This is a genomic window from Methylotuvimicrobium sp. KM2, assembly GCF_038051925.1.
Lineage (GTDB): Bacteria > Pseudomonadota > Gammaproteobacteria > Methylococcales > Methylomonadaceae > Methylotuvimicrobium.
The window spans coordinates 3,337,444-3,359,893 of sequence record NZ_CP150634.1; the positions used below are offsets into that span (position 1 = coordinate 3,337,444).

Annotated in this window: 19 protein-coding genes and 2 CRISPR repeat arrays; of the genes, 13 read left to right on the top strand and 6 right to left on the bottom strand. The window is 48.9% G+C overall.

Going from position 1 to position 22,450, the window contains the following annotated elements; all coding sequences use genetic code 11:
* Positions 1-2 precede the first annotated feature (2 nt).
* Genes cmr6 through cmr1 form a run of 6 tightly spaced genes read right to left on the bottom strand, consistent with a single transcriptional unit; the run spans position 3 to position 6,613 of the window.
* Positions 3-1,115: a type III-B CRISPR module RAMP protein Cmr6 gene (cmr6, locus tag WJM45_RS13930; RefSeq protein ID WP_341325692.1), complete on the bottom strand. Its 1,113-nt coding sequence runs from the start codon at positions 1,113-1,115 to the stop codon at positions 3-5.
* Positions 1,112-1,498, bottom strand: a complete 387-nt coding sequence (gene cmr5, locus WJM45_RS13935; RefSeq protein ID WP_341325693.1) for a type III-B CRISPR module-associated protein Cmr5 — start codon at positions 1,496-1,498, stop codon at positions 1,112-1,114. Before cmr5 ends, cmr6 begins: the two co-directional genes overlap by 4 nt.
* A 2-nt stretch (positions 1,499-1,500) precedes the next feature.
* On the bottom strand, positions 1,501-2,373 hold the full coding sequence (cmr4, locus tag WJM45_RS13940) for a type III-B CRISPR module RAMP protein Cmr4 (protein ID WP_341325694.1): 873 nt from the start codon (positions 2,371-2,373) through the stop codon (positions 1,501-1,503).
* A gap of 19 nt (positions 2,374-2,392) precedes the next feature.
* Positions 2,393-3,694: a type III-B CRISPR module-associated Cmr3 family protein gene (locus WJM45_RS13945; protein ID WP_341325695.1), complete on the bottom strand. Its 1,302-nt coding sequence runs from the start codon at positions 3,692-3,694 to the stop codon at positions 2,393-2,395.
* Positions 3,687-5,624, bottom strand: coding sequence for a type III-B CRISPR-associated protein Cas10/Cmr2 (cas10, locus tag WJM45_RS13950; RefSeq protein ID WP_341325696.1), 1,938 nt, complete (start codon positions 5,622-5,624; stop codon positions 3,687-3,689). The genes WJM45_RS13945 and cas10 overlap by 8 nt, the downstream gene beginning before the upstream one ends.
* Positions 5,621-6,613, bottom strand: coding sequence for a type III-B CRISPR module RAMP protein Cmr1 (gene cmr1, locus WJM45_RS13955; protein ID WP_341325697.1), 993 nt, complete (start codon positions 6,611-6,613; stop codon positions 5,621-5,623). Before cmr1 ends, cas10 begins: the two co-directional genes overlap by 4 nt.
* 466 nt (positions 6,614-7,079) lie before the next feature.
* On the opposite strand from cmr1, the gene cas2 (WJM45_RS13960) reads away from it, so the two are divergent.
* The 13 genes from cas2 (WJM45_RS13960) (at position 7,080) to WJM45_RS14020 (ending at position 22,448) form a co-directional block, all read left to right on the top strand.
* Positions 7,080-7,361: a CRISPR-associated endonuclease Cas2 gene (cas2, locus tag WJM45_RS13960; RefSeq protein ID WP_341325698.1), complete on the top strand. Its 282-nt coding sequence runs from the start codon at positions 7,080-7,082 to the stop codon at positions 7,359-7,361.
* Entirely contained in the window at positions 7,361-7,705 is a 345-nt protein-coding gene (cas2, locus tag WJM45_RS13965; protein WP_341325699.1) for a CRISPR-associated endonuclease Cas2, read from the top strand. Before cas2 (WJM45_RS13960) ends, cas2 (WJM45_RS13965) begins: the two co-directional genes overlap by 1 nt.
* Positions 7,702-8,694 (top strand): CRISPR-associated endonuclease Cas1, encoded by a 993-nt coding sequence (cas1, locus tag WJM45_RS13970; RefSeq protein ID WP_341325700.1) that lies wholly within the window; start codon positions 7,702-7,704, stop codon positions 8,692-8,694. The genes cas2 (WJM45_RS13965) and cas1 overlap by 4 nt, the downstream gene beginning before the upstream one ends.
* Positions 8,687-9,526 carry a reverse transcriptase domain-containing protein gene (locus WJM45_RS13975; protein ID WP_341325701.1) on the top strand — a complete coding sequence of 280 codons (840 nt, stop codon included), beginning with the start codon at positions 8,687-8,689 and terminating at the stop codon, positions 9,524-9,526. Before cas1 ends, WJM45_RS13975 begins: the two co-directional genes overlap by 8 nt.
* A 120-nt stretch (positions 9,527-9,646) precedes the next feature.
* Positions 9,647-10,102: direct repeats of the CRISPR family, unit length 36 nt; unit sequence GTTCGACCGGTTCCCTGTTTACGAAGGGATTAAGAC.
* A gap of 346 nt (positions 10,103-10,448) precedes the next feature.
* A CRISPR array of direct repeats spans positions 10,449-11,382; the repeat unit is 36 nt; unit sequence GTTCGACCGGTTCCCTGTTTACGAAGGGATTAAGAC.
* Positions 11,383-11,448: 66 nt separating this feature from the next.
* Positions 11,449-11,709 (top strand): hypothetical protein, encoded by a 261-nt coding sequence (locus WJM45_RS13980; protein WP_341325702.1) that lies wholly within the window; start codon positions 11,449-11,451, stop codon positions 11,707-11,709.
* A 624-nt stretch (positions 11,710-12,333) separates the two neighbouring features.
* Positions 12,334-12,654, top strand: coding sequence for a DUF1874 domain-containing protein (locus WJM45_RS13985; protein ID WP_341325703.1), 321 nt, complete (start codon positions 12,334-12,336; stop codon positions 12,652-12,654).
* 21 nt (positions 12,655-12,675) lie between these two features.
* Entirely contained in the window at positions 12,676-14,118 is a 1,443-nt protein-coding gene (locus WJM45_RS13990; protein ID WP_341325704.1) for a hypothetical protein, read from the top strand.
* A 14-nt stretch (positions 14,119-14,132) separates the two neighbouring features.
* The gene (locus tag WJM45_RS13995) at positions 14,133-14,744 is read left to right on the top strand and encodes a 4Fe-4S single cluster domain-containing protein (RefSeq protein ID WP_341325705.1); all 612 of its coding nucleotides are present in this window, start codon (positions 14,133-14,135) and stop codon (positions 14,742-14,744) included.
* Positions 14,741-17,380 carry an AAA family ATPase gene (locus WJM45_RS14000; protein WP_341325706.1) on the top strand — a complete coding sequence of 880 codons (2,640 nt, stop codon included), beginning with the start codon at positions 14,741-14,743 and terminating at the stop codon, positions 17,378-17,380. The genes WJM45_RS13995 and WJM45_RS14000 overlap by 4 nt, the downstream gene beginning before the upstream one ends.
* A complete protein-coding gene (locus WJM45_RS14005; protein ID WP_341325707.1) occupies positions 17,381-18,037 on the top strand; it encodes a hypothetical protein in 657 nt (218 codons plus the stop codon).
* Positions 18,034-19,830, top strand: coding sequence for a protein phosphatase 2C domain-containing protein (locus tag WJM45_RS14010; protein ID WP_341325708.1), 1,797 nt, complete (start codon positions 18,034-18,036; stop codon positions 19,828-19,830). The genes WJM45_RS14005 and WJM45_RS14010 overlap by 4 nt, the downstream gene beginning before the upstream one ends.
* Positions 19,823-21,148 carry a VWA domain-containing protein gene (locus WJM45_RS14015; protein ID WP_341325709.1) on the top strand — a complete coding sequence of 442 codons (1,326 nt, stop codon included), beginning with the start codon at positions 19,823-19,825 and terminating at the stop codon, positions 21,146-21,148. The genes WJM45_RS14010 and WJM45_RS14015 overlap by 8 nt, the downstream gene beginning before the upstream one ends.
* Before the next feature lie 229 nt (positions 21,149-21,377).
* Entirely contained in the window at positions 21,378-22,448 is a 1,071-nt protein-coding gene (locus WJM45_RS14020) for a hypothetical protein (RefSeq protein WP_341325710.1), read from the top strand.
* The last annotated feature ends 2 nt before the right edge of the window (positions 22,449-22,450 follow it).

Genomic DNA, 22,450 nt, shown 5'->3' on the forward strand with positions numbered 1-22,450 from the left:
GTTTAGTTCCGTAAGCGCTGGAGCAGCTCTTTGGCTTTGGCGCTTTTCTTGGCATTCACATAAACTACTATGCTTTGCGCCAATTCAAGTAATTCAGCCCTTTCCGCCTCCGGCCAGGCGTCGGTTTGTTCGACCAACTTTTTTAGGTCATTGTACAGTGGGCCACCAATGGCTTCGGTGATGTTTTTGCTTTGCTTGTCCTCGAATTGTTGGCGCAGTTTTTCGATTTCCTTTTGCTCTTCGGTCAGCGTTGCTTGTTTGGCTTGCCGCGCCTGTTTTTTTTGGATAGCTTGTTTTTCTTCGGCATAAGTCGAATCCAAGCTTAGGTAGCCATAACCCGTGGCAGTTTTGGCACCGGCGCCTAGCCATTCTAGTGCATTATTCAAGGCATCAAATACGGCATCGAGTTGCTCGGCCAGAGCCGCTTGACGCGGAGCGATACTAAAAATCAAGCGTATATCGCGCACCGCCAGAAAAGGAATTGGCACCGGTTCATGCCAGTCGGCGGGCAGTTTATCAGGGCTATTCAAACAGACTTGGTCACCTTCGCTGTACCATTTACCCATGTGCGGCGTCATGATGTCACAGAGCAAGGTTGGTCTGCGATCCGGCAGCGCGTCGAAAAAAATCAGCCCACCGGCTTGTTCGGCAACATCGCCTTTATATTCGGTGCCGAACCAAGCGCGCAAACGGGCTTTTTGATTTTGTTCTGACAGGCCATCTTCGTTGCTTTCCACCCATGCGCGCACCAAGCCTTTCACGGCTGAACCGGCCAGATAAGGTACGGCTAAGGTCGGATGCCAACTCATGCCGTTTTCCACCGGATGCGGATTGCCCATGCCGCTGACGAAATGCCAATCGCTAGTATAGCGTTCACTGCGCCCGTTGAGATGCGAAACCAACGTCAGTTGTCGGGCATTGGTTTCGGCTAATTGCTCGTCATTGCCGGTGACGGTCAAGTTGGTGACGGTATCAATCCAGCTTTTTTTGGCGGTGTCTACCAATGTCCAGTTTGGACTGTAACGATTGAAAAAACGGTCGAACCATAAGCCGCCATGCGCCTGATCGGGTTTTTGGTTCGGCCATTCATCGCAGGCGTAAAGAGGTGTGCTCATCCGTTGTCCTCCGCTAAAAAGACTTTCGCCAATTTTTTAACCCAGCTCAAAAACACCAGGGCTTCTGCTTGGGCGAGTTGATAATACGCCATGTCACACTGGGTAATGCCGTCCAAAACATCGTGTTTACCCGCATAAGGTTGGCCTGTTAGGCATAACCAATCGGAAACCAGTTGATACAGTTGTTGGTAGGATTCCCGTTCATTTCCTTTCAACCGGCAAAATGCCATCGCTTGACCCAAGCCGTTCATGTGGATCATCGCCGGTAAGCTACTGGCATAGCTAATGAATTCTTTTTGTTGTTCTGGTCTCAATTGCGGGGGTAAAGCTTTGATGCGTGTCAAGGCAAAGGCCGCCCGTTGTTGTTCGATGGTTTGCGTCATGTTCAAGCTCCTGCTTCGCTAACGGTGACTTTACACCAACCCATGCCGACCGTTTCGTTACCGCCTAGTTGTAGATAAGGAAAATCACCAAACAGGTTTTGAGTAATGCAATGTAGCACTTGTTCAGCGCTGAGTCGGTGCTCATCATCCCGCGAACGCTGAGCGCTCAAGGCACTGTACAACAGGGTTTCCGGCGGCAAGGTTTCTTCGTACCAAAGTGCGCCCGGCTTGACCGTTTTGCTGGCGTTGTCGATGGCAATATGCGCGGCTACTGCCGTAGCATAACGCGATAAATAGCTGAATTGATTGTCTGAGACGATAACCAGTTGCGCGTGCAATGCAACTTCGCTCATACCGCTAAGTTGGTGCAGCGTCGTTATCAGGGCAGATAAGTCTTTTTGCTGCGGTTGAAAGCGGTATTCTTCCAAAAATAAATCACCCTCTCTGTTTTCGGCTTGCCAAGCTTGGTTGTCTAAAGGCTTATCAGGTACTTTGAAGGCCATAGGGATGTTTAAGCGTTGGCTGTCGCGTTGCAGGCGTTCAAGAATCGCCGGGCAGGTAACCCATTTGAAGTGGCTGTTTAAGGAACGTACCGGCAGCAGTAATAAGCGAGCATCACCTACCAACAAAGCTCCTGCGTGATCGGCGGCATGATCGGTATCGGGGCCAAACACATAGTCAATACTGTCGTTTTTGCCGATTTTATCTTCAGCTTTTGCGCGCAGCGCACCTTTGACCGCCGAACCATAGACACAGGGCCAACCGCTGTGCGCTTCGCGTTGTATCGGCAGATCAATGCCTTGTACCGAACTACCGGCACCGGCATGAATTGAAGTTTCGGCCCATAGGCCCAACAATGCGTTTTTGCTTGTCATATCTGCTTCCTATCGTATTTTATGCGTAATGTGAGTCGTGCCATTGGCCGAGCGCGATGTGACCACGCCCCCAGGCAGTTCCGTGTCCGATATGGAGGCCGTGGAGTTGTTCCAATAAAGTGCCCCATTCTATTTTTTGTGCTAGCCGACAGAACCAAACACTGCCTGCCGGAATCAGACTTTTGACCGGGCGAGGTTGATGTCGCTGCATATCCCAGCCACCTTCGCGGTGAACTTTGCCAAGCACCGCCGATTCGATGTGAAAAGGAATACCGGCCAGTTCACCGAGCCAAACCGTTTGGCCATCCTGATAGGTTTTTTCAAAGTTTGCCGGGTATAGTTGGCCGTTGAAATCCGCCGGGGTGACGAAATGCAGGCTGAACGTTTGGCAGACTTGGCCATTGATTCGGGGGGAAGGCTGAATCGTCGCTTCGTGATAAACCGCTGCCATGCGCCCTTCTCCACCTAATCGTATGATGGCTGATGGGTTTAACCGCATCCGTATGTTTTCGGGTATACCACTGACTTCGATTTCGACGGCGACCGAAGGCTGTAGGCGGAGATGTCGGGTTTGATATAGTTTACTTTTTTGAACGGCGCGGGTGCTGATATCGCGGGCAATACCCAGGCGAGCTTCGGGTGTAAACAATTGTTCCGGGCCGATAATGTCTTTTGCATCGGGTTCTTGGCCTTGCAGACACGTTAGCCAGCCTTGCTCGGTGAGCCAGCGTTGGTCCAGGGCTTTATAACCTTTTAATCCAGCGCACAATTCTGGCAAGCGAACCCGGCCTAAATCACAATAAACCGCTTTGCCAGGCTGTAATCGGGCCATGTTTTTGTCCTGTTGCATTAAATACAACGGAGCTGGATACAAGCGTTGGCCTTGATAAACCAACCAAGAACCTCGGCAGTGCAATAAGCCCAAGTTTTCAGAATCGCCAAACGTCGCCGTAAAATCAAAATCCGGTAGCTGGGTGCTCGCTAAATCCGACCAGTTCAAGCCAATTTGTTCGCCTAAAAAGGTCCGTAAGGCACCGATCAAGGTTCGCATGGGTGGAGGAAACAAGCTGCTCAATTCGCTGGCACCAACGGCATCATGCGGCCTTGATTCGCGAAAAAACCAGGTGTCGAGCGCTTCAAAACGTACCGTTAGGGTATCGTCACTGGGCAGCGCCGAGCGCTTGGCATTGGCCGTTGGTGCTGGATGCGGCGACTGGGGAGTGGGCGTCGAGGGGTTTGGAGCAGACATTGAATGCTGTTGTCGCTGTTGTTTGCGTGGATTGACTTGAGGCGCTTTAGTTTTTTTGTGTTTTTTAGCCATGATCAACTCCTTTTTGCGCTAAAAAGCGCACCAGTTGCAATGCATCGGTATCGAGTCTTGCGCTGCGGTTATAGATTACTTTGCTTTCGTCAACGTGTCGCTTGATTAGAAAACATTGACTCAATAAGTCCTGTAAACGTTGACGCGCCTGTTCGAGCGTAATCTTAGACTGTTCTTGCGCGACGCGATGAACCCCCGAGCTCAAATAATCGGCAGCAATCAGATCCACTAGCTCGTCATTCGAAAACGGTTGAACATCACCCCGATTAACCAAGGCAAAGCGTTCTTCGACATGAAAGAAAAAACTATTGGAAAACGGCGTTTTTTGTTGGTCCTTGGCGAAATCATCGGCTAGCGTCTGCATGATGACTTCGCCGTCTTTATTCAACGCTTTTTCCCACGGCATAGCCCATTGCAGATGTTGACCGCCAGGCTTCCAAACCCGTACCGCAATGGCATCGCGTCCGGTATGTTCTTTGGCGATGTCATCCAGTAACTGATGGGCGTCGGACAGCACCTTACCCAACGGCATCCGAATATGGGCGTATTCAATCGCGCCGGATAGCGTCGTATTGATGTCTGGCCAAGCGGCAAAGCATGTTAAATAGTGACTGCGCAGCGCCTGAGCGCATTTCAGTGCAAACTCCAGCGGTAACAGCGCTAACACATCGTCTCCACCGGCATAAACCAGAAAACCGCTGTTTTCTTCGACAATTTCCGGCACACCTTGAGTGAATTGATTCAGTCCATCGCTGATATGTTGCTGTTTATTGACATCGCTCATGTGACTACCCAGCGAATCGCCGTCCATCATCAACACCGCGTAGAACGGGCTGACCGATTCGATGGTTTCGGGGAGTGAGCGGCGCAGCGCGTTCAGCTTTTTCTTGGTTTGTTGCGCTAGAGTTTGATTGGCATAGATATTTTCATTATCCAACGCCGCCTCGAAGAACACGTTGCCATCGAGGTTTTTGGTGTACCACAACAGTTTTCGTTCGGGGTATTTGTCCAAAATATTATTGATACACTGTAAATCCGTTGCATATTCGCCATAACTGGCAGTCAGTTGTTTTGCGGCATCGTGAAAATCCCGCAAAGCGGATTCCGGCGCTTGGTCGAGCACTTTCGCCAACCAGGGAGCAGCGGCCATGTAGGCTACCGATGGCACAGCCGGGTTAACTGACCAACCGGACAGCCTCCAGCCTCCCGGCATCGGTACAGTCAATTCGTGGAAATAACGCGCGAAACGGCGTTTAATCAAGGCGATGGCGCACAGATATTCGTGTTCCCGCAAATCGCTGCCCATACCACGCTGCCCGTTTTGGCGCAAAGCCCGCCAGAATCTTGCCAAATCTTTGCTATTCGGAGAGGCAATACCGGACAGTTCTTGCCAGCCGTCCATCATCATGCATTTAACGCCTGTTTCTTCGGGCGGCAAATAACTGCGCCAGTTTTTACGTCGATCCAACAGATTGCTTTCGTTTACATCCGCAGACAAGGCCCAACTGATTTCCCAAAAATGCTGGACTTGCCGCTGCCAAATGGCACGCGTTTGCTCAGAGCACGCCGCCAAATCGTTATGCCAGACGCATTCACCCAACGCCATCCAGGCTTGTTGGATGCTGTCCACGACTTGCTGAGGTTGGAAATCGGCAGGAACTCTGGCTAAGCCGCCTTTGAAACGGTTAGGTACGCAGCCTTGTTGCGGCGAGGTGTCTTTGTCTTTGTCTTTGCCTTCCAGCCAATTCAAGTAGTTCTGATCCGCTTTCGGAAAAATGATTTCCCCTTGTTGTTGAATAACTGCGCGCATCGCCACCGCCGATAGCCAGGACAACAAAAAGGAACCGGCCCAGAAATCCCGTGTACGCCGAGCTTGGGCAACGAAGCCCTGAACCGGGCCGAGGGTGAAGTGGAAATAGCTCTGTGTCATGGGTAAACCTGCTCCATTGAGTCAATAAAAGCTTGTACGGGGCAATAAAAATCGAGTTGGTTACCACTGGGATAACCAGGATGAAAGATGGCGGGCAGCCAGGTAATAACTGACACATACTCATTGCCGACCGGATGCAAATGCATTAGCAAAGAACCGGCACGACGATTGTCTTCATCGGCTTCACCGTAATTGCCTGCTAACGGCAACCCAAACGGTAACTTATTCAAACCGCGACCGGCTCGCTTGCGCGCTTCGCGGTAGCGGTCACCTAAGCGATTCATGAGTAGTTTGACATCCCGCCCCTGACCGGCATCGACAATTCGGCTGGTCTGGCTAAAGGCGGTATAAATAGGCATAGAAGGCGCTGGATCGAATGCATTGAGCCGTTGGCTGATAGCGTCGAAATAGGCAGCGGTCGTGTCAAAGCGATAGCTATGGCCGTTCAGGCTGGTCATCGCGACGGAACCGAATCCTCGACGAGCGCGACTACCTAACCCGCCCAGCATGCCCCAAATGATAAGCGTATCTTCCAATTGTTGGATATGTTCTTCATTAGCCGTTTTTTTGAAACCTAATTGCAGAGTGAATGTCCCGTTAGCGATGCCCTTGCGATGTGGATCGCCGCTTTGCGTCGCATCTAAACCATAACCTAAAAAACCGGCGCCGCCTTCATTATTTTTGGGCCATGATTTTTCGATGCCTTGCGTTTTGACATCGGTTAATTTGAGCTGAAAAAGACCTTGGCCATAACGATTTTCCCGTGTTGCCGCACCAAATAGTTCGGCCTCTTTTTCATGCAGTACATTTAATGCAGCGATGTCATCGTTATCTTGTTCGCGCAAATAACGCCCCCAGTGCAGGGCCCGCCACCAAAAACGAAGCGCACCTTTGATGGAAGGCGGACGAAGCTCAGGTTTATCATTAGCATCAGCGCCGCCGATAAAAATCGGCGTGACAATTTCGTATTTCGCTTCGAGTATTTGCATAAAATCCCCAATTGTTATGATATTTTTTCCAGACCTAAAGTTTAGTCTCTTGAATCAAGCCATCTAGAGAGATGATGTTCTAATCAGTGAAGAAAGCGCATAAAGTTTTCGCCATCCAGCACCGTGCCTGCTCGCCGCCCCCCCATACAACGATTCAAGAAAAGGCTACCGAATATAATACTCAAATTAACAATGATCCAAGATTTTAGAATACTTGGCACGACGCCGATACTGAGTTTTATCGGTATGGGTCTTGGGCTTATGAAAAGTCTCCATGTGTTTTTTAACCAAGTTATTAGTAATTTGTCGGCGTTTCATAAGGCGTCTTTTTCAGTAAGTGATTCATGTTAGGGGCTATTAAACCCCAAATGCCGACAAGTGAATAGTTCAACAAATTTGTTAAGCAAGCTTTATCGATTCGGATTTTGTTTAATACCAATCGACCCCGCCAAAAATGGAAAACACGATGCAGAACCAAGCCGTCCTCGCCTACGACATCGTCGACAACAAAACCCGCCGCAAAGCCTTTAAGCGCCTACAAGCTTGGCAAATCGGCAGTCAATATTCGGTCTTCGAATGCCGACTAAACAAGCGGCAATCGGAAGAACTACTCTTACAACTTTGCAACATCATCGACGAACAACAAGACAAATTATTGTTCGTCTGGCTTGACAGCCGGCGACCGGCCAAGGCGCTGACCAAACGGGCTCAAATACAGTTTCAGACACCGGCATGGTATATCGGCTAATGAAAAAGCAATGGTATCTGCTCTGCTACGACATCAGAGAAGAAAAACGATTAAAAAAATTTCACTATCGCTTGAGCAAGCAAGCGATGGCAATGCAAAAATCAGTATTTCTAGTAGAAGCCGGCGACAAAGAGATCCAAAAAATCATTCAACTTGTCGACGCCTACACCCACACACACGAAGACGATGTTCGTCTATACCCTATCGAACACCCTAAAGCGATCTGGAGCGCCGGCATTCAAAACCAATCGTTTCGGGGTATCGCAACCGGACAAGACGACGTGGCGCACAACACATCGCTATTGGCCCGTCTGCTCCGGCGATTATCGGGAGAACACGCATGATACTCATCATTGACCAACGCACCGTCAGCGTTAGCTACGAAAGCCAAACCCTTTGCATCCGGCGCGACCACGAACCGATGCAACGCATACCGCTCAACCTTCTGGAACAAATGATAGTCTACGGCAAACCCAACATCGATATTTCCGTATGGCGAGCCTTGTCGGCTGCCGCCATTCCAGCCTGCCTACTATCCTTACGCGGCGGGCAAGAACCGGTCGTATTGGCATCGGGATTGGCGAAGCGATTACCGTTACGACGACTGCAATACCGCTGCGCCGAAAACAAAAACCATGCGCACGCAATTGCCCGCTGGTTTCTGGCCCAAAAATTTGTCAGTTACGACCTATCGCTTAACGTTTTGAGCGAAGCACAACAAAACGCCTTTAAACAACAGCGCCATACCCTAACCGAAAACCTAAACCAAAGCCAAAACATTCAAGCGATGATGGGACTTGAAGGCGCTTTAGCCCATGCCTGGTTCGCGTCTTTAGCCGAAACATTGCCGGCCCAATGGCGATTTTCCGGACGAAACCGAAGACCGCCTCAAGACCCATTCAATGCCTTACTGTCGCTAGGATACACCTTACTCACCGGAGAAATACGGCAAATCCTAGTCAGCGAAGGACTGGATCCGGCCTTCGGTTTTTTGCATCAACCGGCGCCCGGACGAGAAGCTTTGGCTTTGGACTTTACCGAATTATTCCGAAGCGCTGTGGATTTCGCTTTGTATGCATTTATCGAAGAACTGACACCCCAAGACTTCTACTACAGTCAAGCCCACGGCTGCCGTCTGACCAAAAGCGCCCGCCCTCTATTCTACCGATTTTGGGCGGAATTTCGTGAACAGTGTCCACGTTACGCCGGCAACAGCCAAGCAGAGGAGAACGGCAAGATCGTTAGCGCGCCGCTGCCGGAACAAATACGCGGCCGAGTAGCGGTTTTACGCGAATGCATGAAATCACTGGAAGCGGAGCCGAGCGATGACTGAAAGCCCATTGGAACAAGCCATGTCCCCGGACATCATAGATCAAAGCTGGCATCGCTTAAAAACCGAACACACCCCGTGGTCGCCTCAAGTGACTCGGGAAGCGTTGCAAAGTAATTTATTGCATCACATATTAACGCTAAGAGAAGACGTTCTTAGAGGGACTTACCGCCCGAAACCTTTGCGGCAATTTCCGATGCAAAAAGCCGACGGCAAACAGCGCATCATAACGGCCCAATATTTGGCGGATAAACTCATACAGAGAGCACTATTGATCGTACTGGAACCCAAGGCCGAACGGCTATTTCACGATAATAGCTACGCCTATCGTCCCAAGCGAAGCGTCAACGACGCCATTGCCAAAGTCCGCGAACACGTTCGCTGCGGCCGCGCTTGGCTGGTAGATGCCGACATTGAAAAGTTTTTCGACAACATCCCGCACAACCGGCTCCTAAAGAGGCTCAAAGGCTTTGTCGACGATGATAAAACCTTCAAGCTTCTTGCCGTATGGCTGGAACAAGGCGCCCACCATAAAAGCTTACTCGGCAAACGTTTAGGCATTCCGCAAGGGGCAATTTTATCGCCTTTGATGTGTAATTTGTACATGCATGATTTCGACATGAGCCTCACAGAGGCTAATATCCCGTTCGTGCGTTTTGCCGATGATTTTTTATTATTTACCGACAGCGAAAAAAATGCGCGAGCGGCAATGGAATACGCCAGGTACCAATTGGATAAATTGGGTCTTAAACTACATCCGCAAAAAACCCGTGTTGTGCAAAGCGGCCCCCGCGTTGTGTTTTTAGGTCAAAAACTCCCTTGCGCAAAACGCTAATCGATGTTAAAAAAGCAGCTACCGGTCGAACGTTTCACGGCTAACTTGAAAAGTCAAAATCGGTCTCCTGAAAACCGCTTACAAGATAATGATAATAAACTATTTTTTAGGTGGGTAAGGGTTCGACCGGTTCCCTGTTTACGAAGGGATTAAGACTGTCATAAACTTCTCTGTGTACTCGGGAATCAAGGTTCGACCGGTTCCCTGTTTACGAAGGGATTAAGACATGTTGGTGCTGGATTTGCACCACCTATTATGGATTGTTCGACCGGTTCCCTGTTTACGAAGGGATTAAGACTTAATTTTAAAAAACCACTCTTCCTTGAGTTTTGGTTCGACCGGTTCCCTGTTTACGAAGGGATTAAGACCAATGACTGACCTTGACACTCGGCCAATTGGGCGTTCGACCGGTTCCCTGTTTACGAAGGGATTAAGACTTAGGGGGAGAAGCATAACTCCTAAAGATCTACGGTTCGACCGGTTCCCTGTTTACGAAGGGATTAAGACCTCCTCGACGCGACGAATCACTTCGTTACGGTAGTTCGACCGGCTCCCTGTTTACGAAGGGATTAAGACACAATCACCCCGAACCCCTTTTCTGTTACCCAAGCTCCAGCTTGGGTAACCTGTTCAGGAAGCTCTAGCTTCCCGATAATCAAGGAAGATTGAACGAGAAAGCCGGGGTTGATTGTGAATCTGCGGAGGTTATGTCGCTCACAGGAAGCTGGCGCTTGGGAAAGAGCGTGAAAACGCCCCTCGCGTTGTGTTTTTAGGTCAAAAACTCCCTTGCGCAAAACGCTAATCGATGTTAAAAAAGCAGCTACCGGTCGAACGTTTCACGGCTAACTTGAAAAGTCAAAATCGGTCTCCTGAAAACCGCTTACAAGATAATGATAATAAACTATTTTTTAGGTGGGTAAGGGTTCGACCGGTTCCCTGTTTACGAAGGGATTAAGACGTGGCCTGTGTCATGCTATGAAGATCCATAGAGGTTCGACCGGTTCCCTGTTTACGAAGGGATTAAGACTTTCCGACATACTTACTGCAGCTATCCTTGCCGTTCGACCGGTTCCCTGTTTACGAAGGGATTAAGACTTCATTTTCTTATCTCCAAAGTTAAGGGTTTTGGTTCGACCGGTTCCCTGTTTACGAAGGGATTAAGACGTTCATGTTGGTACGATAAGCTAACAGATCGTAGTTCGACCGGTTCCCTGTTTACGAAGGGATTAAGACTTTCGATTCTGGTTCGAAGATCCCTTTCAAGCCGTTCGACCGGTTCCCTGTTTACGAAGGGATTAAGACGTATAGGGACCTCCGGTCCGTACCATGCGAGAGTTCGACCGGTTCCCTGTTTACGAAGGGATTAAGACAGTGGTTCTAACCCTTTTGGGAATGCTCCGGGCGTTCGACCGGTTCCCTGTTTACGAAGGGATTAAGACTCTTTCTTTTCGGTCGTTCACGAACCACTCTCTTGTTCGACCGGTTCCCTGTTTACGAAGGGATTAAGACCAGCTAGTGACAGCATGACATTCTCCAGTTGAAAAGTTCGACCGGTTCCCTGTTTACGAAGGGATTAAGACTACGTAGAAATAACCATTTTACTTGAATCCCCGGTTCGACCGGTTCCCTGTTTACGAAGGGATTAAGACCCTCATCCATGAGTTTATTCTCTTTATACCTTTGTTCGACCGGTTCCCTGTTTACGAAGGGATTAAGACGTTGAGCAGGGGTCTCCACAGGTTGAGCTGCGATGTTCGACCGGTTCCCTGTTTACGAAGGGATTAAGACTGCCAGCGGTTTCTGCCTCACGAACGTGAGACGTTCGACCGGTTCCCTGTCTACGAAGGTATTAAAGAACAAGCCCCGGATAAGCAAAACGGATAGACTTAGTATTAATAAGCCAAGTTGTCGCGAGTCAAATCATGAAAACGTTAGTTTTGCTCATTGCACTGTCCATTTCCGGAGTCGCTTTTTCAAAACAGCCGGATCAAAGGCTTCGCGCTTACGACGGACAAGGACGGAGAGATCCGGGCCGAGACTTGGTGATAAGACACGGCAATATCTATCAATCGGATCGTCAAGGCAGAGTTTTGTATGAGAAAGGCTATATCCGGCTAAAAGACGGACAGGAGTTCGACAAGAAGGGGCGCCGGACAGGGAGACGATTAGACTTGAGCAAATAATTACACCCGCATCCAGGTAGATATCGAAACTTCTAATACGAAGGCTTTAACCTAACGTTCATGAAGGCCTAGCCATCGCCCCGGCAAATGAAAGTTCTCTGGTGGGGAGGGTACGGTCACTCGCCCGACAGGACGCCGTGAATACATCCATGTAGGCTCGACGGCGGCTGTCCCTGCCGCCGACGCCTGTCGATCGAGCAACCGCACCCTCTCCGGAACAGGCATTGCCAGAACGGAGTTTTGCATATCGAAAAATTAGATAATGAATCCAAATTTACGATCTTTCACAGTAAAAAGAGCAGTTGAGAGCCTCAAACTACCGTTCGCCCTGAGCCCTTCGGCTGCGCTCAGGAGAGCCCCGTCGAAGGGTGAACGGTAGTTTGAGGCTTCACCAAGACGGTGAAAGTGTTGTAGACCCTTCATGCTTCGACTTAGCTCGGCACGAACGGTCTACAACACATGTCAACTGCTCTTTTTAGGTTTAACAATATTGTTAAGATGCTTCCTACCGGCTATTTCTGCTAAGCTTACCTCACTTAATCTTAACCACAGCTTCGGCATGCTCGCTTGATTCCGTCAAGCGAATCAATGTCATTTGCCGAATGTTCGACTAACGTGAGACTTATGACGACTTACTTGATCAACAGCCCCATTCTAACTCAGTATGGCGACTGGCGTTTTGAAGGCCCTTTAACGCTCGAGCAAACCCTCGCAATATTGGCAGACGATTTCATTTCCGCTGTCGGACACCGCGCTACGGCACAATTTTTGACCCAATTACTGGGCATTGACGTTCCTGAAAATCGTGTTCGCATTACCATGCACTCAGGCGACCGTGCTATCGTTTTAAGACTCAATACCCGATTTGAGGAAGGCCGTATTTTATCGGCTTCGGAATTGGCAGAAACCGATTATGAATTGGGTTTATTAACACGCATCAACTAATAACTTTACGGACAAAATATTATGAGTGGAGCCAAATGCACGACAGTTTCGATGCCTTCGGAAGAGGCGCAGCGCTTACGCGAACAAGCCCGCCGCGCCGACAGCGCTGAAGCACAACGGCGAGTTTTAGAAAAACAAAATCGCCAACGCGCCCAGCGCGAAAAAGACTTGCAAGCCAAAATCGCACGCAATGAAACGCGGTACGAGCAGCATGTGCGGCGTTTGGGTAAAGACATGCAAAACTTGGAGCGAGAGTCGCGTGCCGCCCTTGATCGGCAGAAAAAAGACTTTCAACAGAAAATCAAAGAAACCGTCATACAACAGCAAAACTATACCGACCGGCGCATTTCGCAGCTCGATCAAAAGATCCAACACGATTTGGCCGAACAACGTCAGGAATACCGAACGCTTGTCCAACAACAAAAGCAACACTTCGATCAAGCCTTACAAGAACAAGGTCAATTGCTGCAAAACAATATTTTGCAATTAAAAAACAGCATCGATAGCCGGCTGCAAAGAGAAGAAGATATTGCCCAAACCTGGGCGGAAACCCTAGCCGAAGAAATTCGCTATATCGATGAAAGCTATCGTCATCGACAATTTGCCCCGGGTGAATGGAATACTTTGCAGGAGCGTGCTCAGCTGATTGAAAGCAACCGCCAGCAGCATTTGTTTCAAGCCGCGATCGCCACTGCTCAAGAAGCCTATCTACAAGCCCGTCAACTGCGCGATAGGCTGGAATTAATCGAAATGCAGTGGGATAGCGCCTGGCAACTGGCGCAAGAAAGCACGACTGCCGCCTTACTCTTGATCGACGAACATCAACTGATCGATTATTTACTCGAAAACAACGAGACCTTCCAATTAGAGGTAAATTTCTGGTCGCAAAATGCCTGGCAAGCATTAAAAGAGCGGGTTAAGTCCCTCAGCAACCAATTAAACAATGACCAGGCGAGTCTTAGCCAAACCGAACTGGAACATATTCAAGCGATGGCCGACAGCGCGCAAGAGGAGTTGCGAACATTGGTGGAAAACGCAAAAGAAGCGTTGTTATCGTCCATACATCGTCGAGACATGCAAGAAATGATTGCCGAAAAGCTTGCCGAGCTAGGCTATCGACCGATTGACAGCACCTATGAGCAAGACGATTTCAGACAAGCCTATCATTTAAAAATGGAAAACGGCAATCAAGAGCAGATCGTAACCATCGTGACCCCCGACAAACGGAATTTTGCCAATCAATTGTCGATCAATTTCTATGACAGAAGTCCCAATGAAGCGGTTCGTGGCGAACGTCTGGAAACCATACGGCAAGAGTTACAAGAACAAGGCTTGTCGGTAGGCCCCATGCAGTGTGAAAAAGGCTATGAAATCGGTAATGCGCCCGAGCAAAGAAAAGATTTCAATCAACTCAGGCAAAAGGCTACGCAACAAAGCCAACAGACCCCACAAAACAAGCCATAAGGTGGAGAGCGCTAATGACAGGAATCAATGTGGCCGCCTTATTGCCCGTTACCGCATCGCTCGGACCGGGGCGGCGCTTTGCATTGTGGGTACAAGGTTGTTGTTTCGACTGCCCGGGATGCATAGCGCCTTCATGGATTCCGAATATTCCTAATCAGATGCTCGACATTGATGAGATAGCAGGGCGTATTTTGGAGACACCGGGTCTTGAAGGCTTGACAGTCTCAGGTGGAGAACCCTTTTTACAGGCTGGAGAAATCAGCACATTGATCGATACGCTCAAATCCGTACGCCCGAATTTCACAGTCATTGTCTATACCGGGTTTCGTCTAGACTATCTAAAAGAAGAAGCCGATAGCCAGCGCCTCGCGTTGTTACAGCGGGTAGACGTATTGATTGACGGCGTCTATCGTCAAGAGCTGAATGATGGATTGGGGCTTCGCGGTTCCAGCAACCAACGCGTCCATTTTTTGACTGATGTCTATGCGGAACTATCCGATGCTTTTATCCGAGCCCCACGGCAGTTGGAGCTGCATATTGGCGACCAAAACGAAATCTTCATGGCCGGCATTCCCGCAAAAGAATTACCCGACCAATTAAGCTTCCTAAGGGAAACGGTCGCATGAAAATGACTACTTCGCCTTTCGATCAATTTCAAAAACGTTTATTTCTTTGCTTTGGTAAAACCCGGGACAATTTTGTTTTGGGTAACGGCTTGCCGATTCATTTTGACGAGTTTTTATTTCTCCACCTCAAAGCGCGCGGTTATGGCCCCATTTTGTTCTATTCGCATCACGGTTTATATTTCTACGATCAAAGCTCACGGGACTGGGTTATACCGCCTGTCGGCGGCACGCCTGCCTCTTCGCAGCCGGCACCAAAACCGCGATCACCCTTGCCGCTTGCCGCAGGTCCGGGCGGCTTGAGTTTACGCAAATCCGCCTCAGCCGCCGCATCTAAAACGGCAACACCGTCTCAATCCTCAGCTGACGACCGTTTGTGTTATCCGAATATGGCGAGATTTACCGAAATATTAGGTATTCTTCGGCGCTTGTGTCATGAATGCAAACGAGGGGCTGTAATTTTCGATGGCGACCATTTACCCGATTTTGCTCAACAGGGTGCATGCGTTGAGCAGTTTCGTGGCTTTCTGGAAAAAGATCTACGCGAATTAGGCATTGATAACCGCCTGCTAGTCATATTTGTACATGGTCTCGAAGGCCCCCGCTTACAAGAACATTTCGAGCGTAACAAACCCGTCTTGGACATTCTCTACCGTCTGGACAATCAGGGCCGGCAACTCGGCTTGGCACAGCTATTAGCACTATCGAGTCCTGAACGCGACGAAGTCGCCGCCTTGATCGATTACTATCGATTATGCCGAGGATTGCAAGTCGATTGGCAGCATTTAGCCAGACACATCACCGCCTTGACCGGCTATCTGAAAACACAAAACCAAGGCATCAAAGATCTAGAGGTTCAACTTGACCGGCTTTGCAATCAATCGCTTAAACTCGATAATAATGAAGTACAAAATATGACACAAGCGTCCCTTTCATCATTATCTGCCGCCCAGCGTTTGAAGCAAATGGTCGGCATGGACGACTTGAAAAAAACACTGGCTAAAGTCATCAAACGCTTTGAAAACACAAAACATCCCGTATCCGCACAAAATTCCGACCGCACCGATTTATCTCGCTTGTCCCAACCCCACCGCCCCGGTGCGGGCCGTAATTTACATATCGCTCTGACGGGCAATCCGGGTACCGGTAAAACGACTGTCGCCAAATTAATCGGTGAAATTTACCGTGATGCGGGCATCTTGGAAACGGGGCATACCGTTATTGTCAAACGCCAAGATCTGGTCGCGGGTTATGTTGGCCAAACCGCCCTTAAAACTGAGGAAGTGATTGCTCAAGCCCGAGGCGGCGTCCTTTTTATCGATGAGGCTTACAGCTTGACTCAGGGCGGCGAAAATGATTTCGGCCGCGAAGCCTTAACGGTACTCCTGGAAGCGATGACCGCCCTGCAAAACGAATTGGTTGTCATCATCGCCGGTTACCCGAATGAAATAAAAGAGCTTATTGACAGCAACCCCGGCTTCGACTCCCGCTTAAACACCAAAATCCACTTACCCGACATGACGCCGGAGCAATTACATGGCGTCTTTCTACAGCAATGTCGCCAGCATCAACCTGCGATTGATTTGACGCAGGCATTGTCGTATGCCCTGCCCGATTTTTTTCAAGAGCTTTACGATAGCCGCGAGTCAAACTTCGGCAATGCACGTACCGTCATTGAAGATGTTTTTCAGCCGACATTGGATAATTACTTGGGTGAAACGACAACCGCTGAACCTTTAGATATTCGGCATTTTCCTGAACGTTATCAAGCATTCTTTACAATTGGACAGCAACAAAAACAACCGGCACCTTTGGAGGAGTTGAACCAACTCATCGGTCTCGCAAGTGTCAAGCGGCAAATTCAAGATTTGATCGACCGACTCGAAAACGACAAAGCGCGTCAGGAAAGCGGCATTGCGACCGACCCGATTGCCCCGGGCCACTATTTGTTTGCCGGCAACCCGGGCACGGGAAAAACCACGGTTGCCCGACTGATGGCGCAGCAATTCAAACGCATGGGATTATTAACCACAACTAAATGTATCGAACGTAGCGCCACGGATTTAATCGGCTCCTATCTCGGCACTACCGAAAACGCTGTTCGCGAACTTCTGGACCAAGGCTTGAACGGTGTCGTTTTTATCGACGAAGCCCATCAATTGGCTAGCGAACACGGCTACGGCCAAAATGCATTAATGCCTTTTACCGCCTTCATGGAAAAGCACAAACATGAAATTTGTATCATTTTCGCCGGTTACAGCGCACCGTTAGAACGTCTGCTTTCGCTAGATCCCGGTTTTAGGCGTCGCTTTTCCCGTATCGAGTTTGAAGATTTCAACGCCGAAGAACTCACTGAAGTATTCATGATGGCCGCAGATAAAAAAGGCTACCAAGTTTCTCCGGATTTGCGGCCTTCTTTATTGACGTTGTTTGACTGGATGGTTGCCAACAAAGGCGAACAATTCGGCAATGCCGGGACAGCCGGACAATTGCTGGAACTTGCGATTGGCCGTCTGGCGCGTCGAATGCAACAGTTAAGAGCACAAGGCAGTCAACCGACCTTGGCACAGCGGAATACTTTGTTACTTAGCGATATTCCACCCCGCAACGAATGCGATTATCTTTTAGGAGGAGACTAAATGCCGCTTACCGCAACACAATTAGCGGAAGACTTGCAAAACGGCCTGCATTCGCAAGGCGTAGTGCGAGAAATTGTTTTACTTAGAGTGTTGAATAGCGTATTGGACCAATACGCCACAACCGACGACGATTGGCGAACAGTCAGTCCGACCGAATATCGGCACTGGCGAGAGCAAGTTCTTAGACTCCTAAACTATTTAGAATTCATCATCGCCAGCGCCGACAGTTACGCATCCGAGCCCACTGAATTAAATGCCACTTGTCAACAACTTCAAGCCGAACACGAACGCACGCAACAAGAACTAAACGTTTTACGCCAAAAAAAACGCGATTTGGAAGCCGATTGCGCTCATTTGGCAACAGACAAGCAGAGCTTGCTACAAGAAGTCGAACTTTTAACAACTCTACGCGAAGTTTTGCCCTGGCGCGAACAAGTCGTAGCCGAATTAAGCGAAAATCGTCTCCGCGCTTTACGAGACACCGACCTGGCAAAGCACATACAAACCCGACAACACCGGATCAATGAACTGGCTGAAACCATACGCAATCACCTGCAAGAACAAGAACGCTTGCTGGCCGATGGGTTGGAGTTGGAAGAACGAGAATGGCAAGGGTTGCGGCGAAGGGTCGATGGACTGAATAGGGAAACCTCATGAACAAACAGACTCAATCGAAAACACAAAATAACGTAACAGGTCTTATCGAAAAACATTTACAAGGTTTGCTCGAATTACAACAATACCCCGGCATCCATGTTGCGAATCCGGAGCGGATATTGGTTGAACTCAAGCAATTGTCTAACCTTTATTTTCCCAGGCCGGACTGGTCATCCCCACTGGATGAAATTTTGGTGGATCGCTTCGAACTGTTCATGAACGACCGCAGGCAATTTGAAACCCTGCAAACCGAAAGGCAAAAACTTGACTTTAATGGTCTTTATTGGGCTTCCGAATTGGATCAAGCCAAGACCGAAAGCTGGCTGTCCGTTGGCAGCGAATTTCTTCGGGATACCGGCCTAGTCGCCCAGGTTTTGACTATCCTGTCACAACAAGGTCTGTTTATCGTCCGCTTTAAGCCTGACTATTTCGCATTTTACCGAGAACGCATTGATCCTGACTGGGAATACTTAAACAAAGACGCCCTGAGCGCACAAAACATCAAGATTTCCAAAATGGAAGTCGGCTGGATGCATGGTTCCTTACGCCAATTGAGCCTTCCGGACAGCATGCAACCGAATGTCCCGGTAACCCATGCCTTCGCTTACGCATTGTTGTATTCCCTTACGCGTTTGCCGCGCGCGCAACATCAAGGCGCACTGCAAGAACAAGTCGATCGATTTAGACTCTATAACCCTTGTTTACCGGCGTATTTACGGGATTTTTGGCGGCACTATCTGCAATTACCGAGTACAAGCGAAGAAACGCCCATCAGTTGTTGGCAAAGCTTTCAACAGGAACTGCAAAGAAACACTCAAAATGTGCCGTTGTTAACCCATATTGACTACGACATCGGCGGCGATAGCGTTTATGGCCGACGTAAAAACGGCAACGACAATGAAGACGCTTTATTTTATTTGCGTGAAGGCGATGCGGTCATGTTAGGCGTTGCCGACGGCGTGTCGAGCGCTCAATTGGGCCGAGGACGAATTGCCAGCCAAACGGTCAAACGCCAAGTAGATGACCAAGAATTCCGCTATCGGCGACGCTTGCAAAATATTGCGCAGATTGCCGATACAGGGCAACGTTTGAATGAAATGGAATCGTTTTTACAAACAGTATTTTCAGACTGCCAACAAGCGGTCGTTGCGGAAATCAATCGCTGTTATGAGCAACACAAGGCGCAAAACAACGAAAACAGCCCGACGCCTATTCACGACATGCAAACCATGTCCACGACGCTGGTGCTCGCAGTCGTGATTGGACAAGACGTCAAGATAGGCCATTGGGGCGATTCCAGAGCCTATTTGATCGATTCTGAAAAGACGGTCCGTTTGACCGAAGATCATAATCTTCGTAACGAAAATCTACAAAGGTCGGACCGAAATCTATTCGAACCCCTACCCCCTCAAGCGGGCAGCGAATTAACTCGGGTTGTCGGTCAATGCCGTTATGATTCGGAACGGCAGCTTTTTATCGAAGAAAAGCCCCGTTTATCGATAGATACCTGCAATATGGCGGAAAGTAGTTTTTTACTTTTATGTTCGGACGGCTTATTGGAGATCAGCGATATGAGTCGTGAAAAAACGGCAGAAATTTGGTTGCAACAACAAATGAGCCGCCTTCGCGGCGAAAACTGCCGAGAAATTGCTCGTCAATTGGTTCGCACCGCAGACGATGAGCATGGCACCGATAACATCACAGCCTTATTATTAAGCCGGTTGCCGACAAAACAGCCGCAGACGGCAAAAGAAAATGTAGCCGATTCATCGAAAGGAGAAAGCCATGGCTGAAGAAATTCTTATCAATTATTCGCTCAATAAAGATATGTTGGCTAAACACAATGATCAGTGCGTGTTGATCCGGCTCGACATAGAACCCGGCCCCGATTTACAATCCCAAGCAGATATGGCCTGCGACATTTGCCTGGTGCTCGATGCCAGTAGCTCGATGGATGAGCCCTTTTCTGATCGAATCCCCAACATGACCAAACGCCAAGGCGTAATGCAAGCAGCCAAAGCGATCTTGCCGCAGCTAAGCCCTCAAGACAAAGTATCGATTATCTTTTACGATAGCCGCGCTCATCATATTGCCACAGGCCTGTCTGCCGACCAGCGAAATCGTATCGAACAACATATCGATGCGCTTAGCCTACACAGAGGCGGGACCAACTTCGAATCAGCGTTGAGAATGGTAAAACAGATATTACCCAACTGGCTTAACAATAATAAGCGTGTTTTATTTCTGACCGATGGCAATGCAAATGCTGGGAACCCGGCAAACGTCGCAACCTTGATTGATGAGCTGACTGGGCAAGGTGTCGTATTAGACTGCCTGGGTGTCGGTAAAGACTTTAACTTTACCTATATGAGGCGATTATCCGGGCCATCCAACGGTTTTACCGAGTTGCTCGAAACCCCCGAAAAGGCTCAAAATTTGTTTCAGAATTTGCTGCTCAACACCCAACGCACGATCGCTCAACGCGTTTTTCTCAATTTGATTTTTCCACCGGAAATTCGGGATATCGAGGTATATCAGCAATTTCCGGAAATGCGTTATTTCGAACCTAAGCCCGGACATGATCAATACAGCCGCCTTGAATTGAATATCGGGACGCTCCGCCGCGACAGACGAAACATATATTTGCTAAAAACAAACCTGGATGCCCCAAGTCAAGGCAATAACCGTCAAATAGTCGACGCACGCCTCGATTATGATATTCCTGCCTTGAATTTAGCGGCACAACGCACCGCTAGCACCGTGTTTGTAAACTTCACCGATCAAGCTCAGCCCCCGGAGCGGGATACGTCAATCGATGATTTGTATTATGAAGCGGAACTAACAAAGCTTTTCGGCCGTTTTGTCGACGTCAAGGATACTGATTGGCGCCAAGGCGCCGCCTTGTTACAAGAAATGATTCAACGCGCCAATGCCTTGGGTGATACCGAGCGCCTAACTCTATATCAACAAGCCTTGGCGAAATTGCAACAAGATAAACAATTAAGCAACGACGATTTAAACCGAATCGGTCAAAGCAGTTCTCATTCAACTCAACAGCTGAATGCCGACCTAACACCCCCTTCTTCGCAACGCGTTGTTCAGGATTACTAAGGGACCGGCATAATATAACTTCGACAAATATGGAAAGAGGGGTTCGGTTCGTGTACTTTCATTGCGACTATCACAGTAACGTTCATGAAGGCTTGGCAATCACTCCTCCGGATGATGAAAGTTCTCGGGGAGGTGAGGGTGCCGGCACTATGTTGAATATCGAAAAATTAGACAAAGAGCCTAAACCTACGAACTTTCACGGAAATCGTGGTTATGATGGAAATGTTATATGACAAACTCACTGCAAACGGAATACGACAGCGCATTACAGCGCGATATTGTCAAGTTTCATAACAATGGCGAGGATTATCGTTGCGTGGCGCAATTAAATGATCGTTATCATTTGACCGGCGTTTTGGCGGCCGGCGGCTTTGGCGTAATTTATCAAGCCGAAGACCGGCGCTTGTTCAATAAAAAGGTATTGATTAAAGCCAACCGCTACAATCGCCGATATTTACGAATTCCCAATAATAAAGCCGTGGATAAGGAAGTGGAAAAACAACGCGAACGCCTGGAGCACGAGCGGCGAATGTTGTTGCAAGCCGGTCAACGCGATATTGCCCAAGCGCCGTTGCTATTGGACGAGATTCATGACCTGGGTTTGGATTTATACGGCCCGCATCAAGCCGACGACGGTCAAACGCATTACTACGCCAAGAACGACCTTTGGCGAAAGGAACCTTTTTTGGTATTGAACTACATTAACGGCTTACCGATGGATGCCGTGCTGAATACACAAGACCGAAGCGACGACTCCTTGAAGGCGGCTTTTTTCAGAAATCAACTCTTTTTCGTAAAATCGTTCATTATTCAAACAGGGCTTATTTTGGAACGGTTTCATCAAGAACGCAAAACCCCTGCCGGCGATCGGCTGGCTTTTATTTATCAAGACTTAAAGCCCGCGAATGTCATATTCACAAGGGAAAAAAACTTTATGCTCATCGATTTCGGTAGCTTCGCGCTCCGCATCAATGGTCAGACCGATCCCGGTTTTGCCCGTACCGGAACCTTAGGCTATCAACCGCCTGAATTTTCGCCGAATTTTCCGGCAGACAAAATCGATGCCCGAGCCGATGTATTCACGCTCGGAGCAACCGTTTATCACATGTTGACCCGGCAGGCGCCGCGAGCCGATGCCCAAGATCAAAGCGTATTCGATACCGATTTGTTGAACAAACTGCCTAACGACTGGCGAAATTGGTTTTTAAAAGCAACCCATATCGATTTATCTCAGCGCTTTGTCTCGATGCAAGAGGCTGTTGGATTAGCCTATCACTTACCCGTCTCAAAGGGATCTTAATA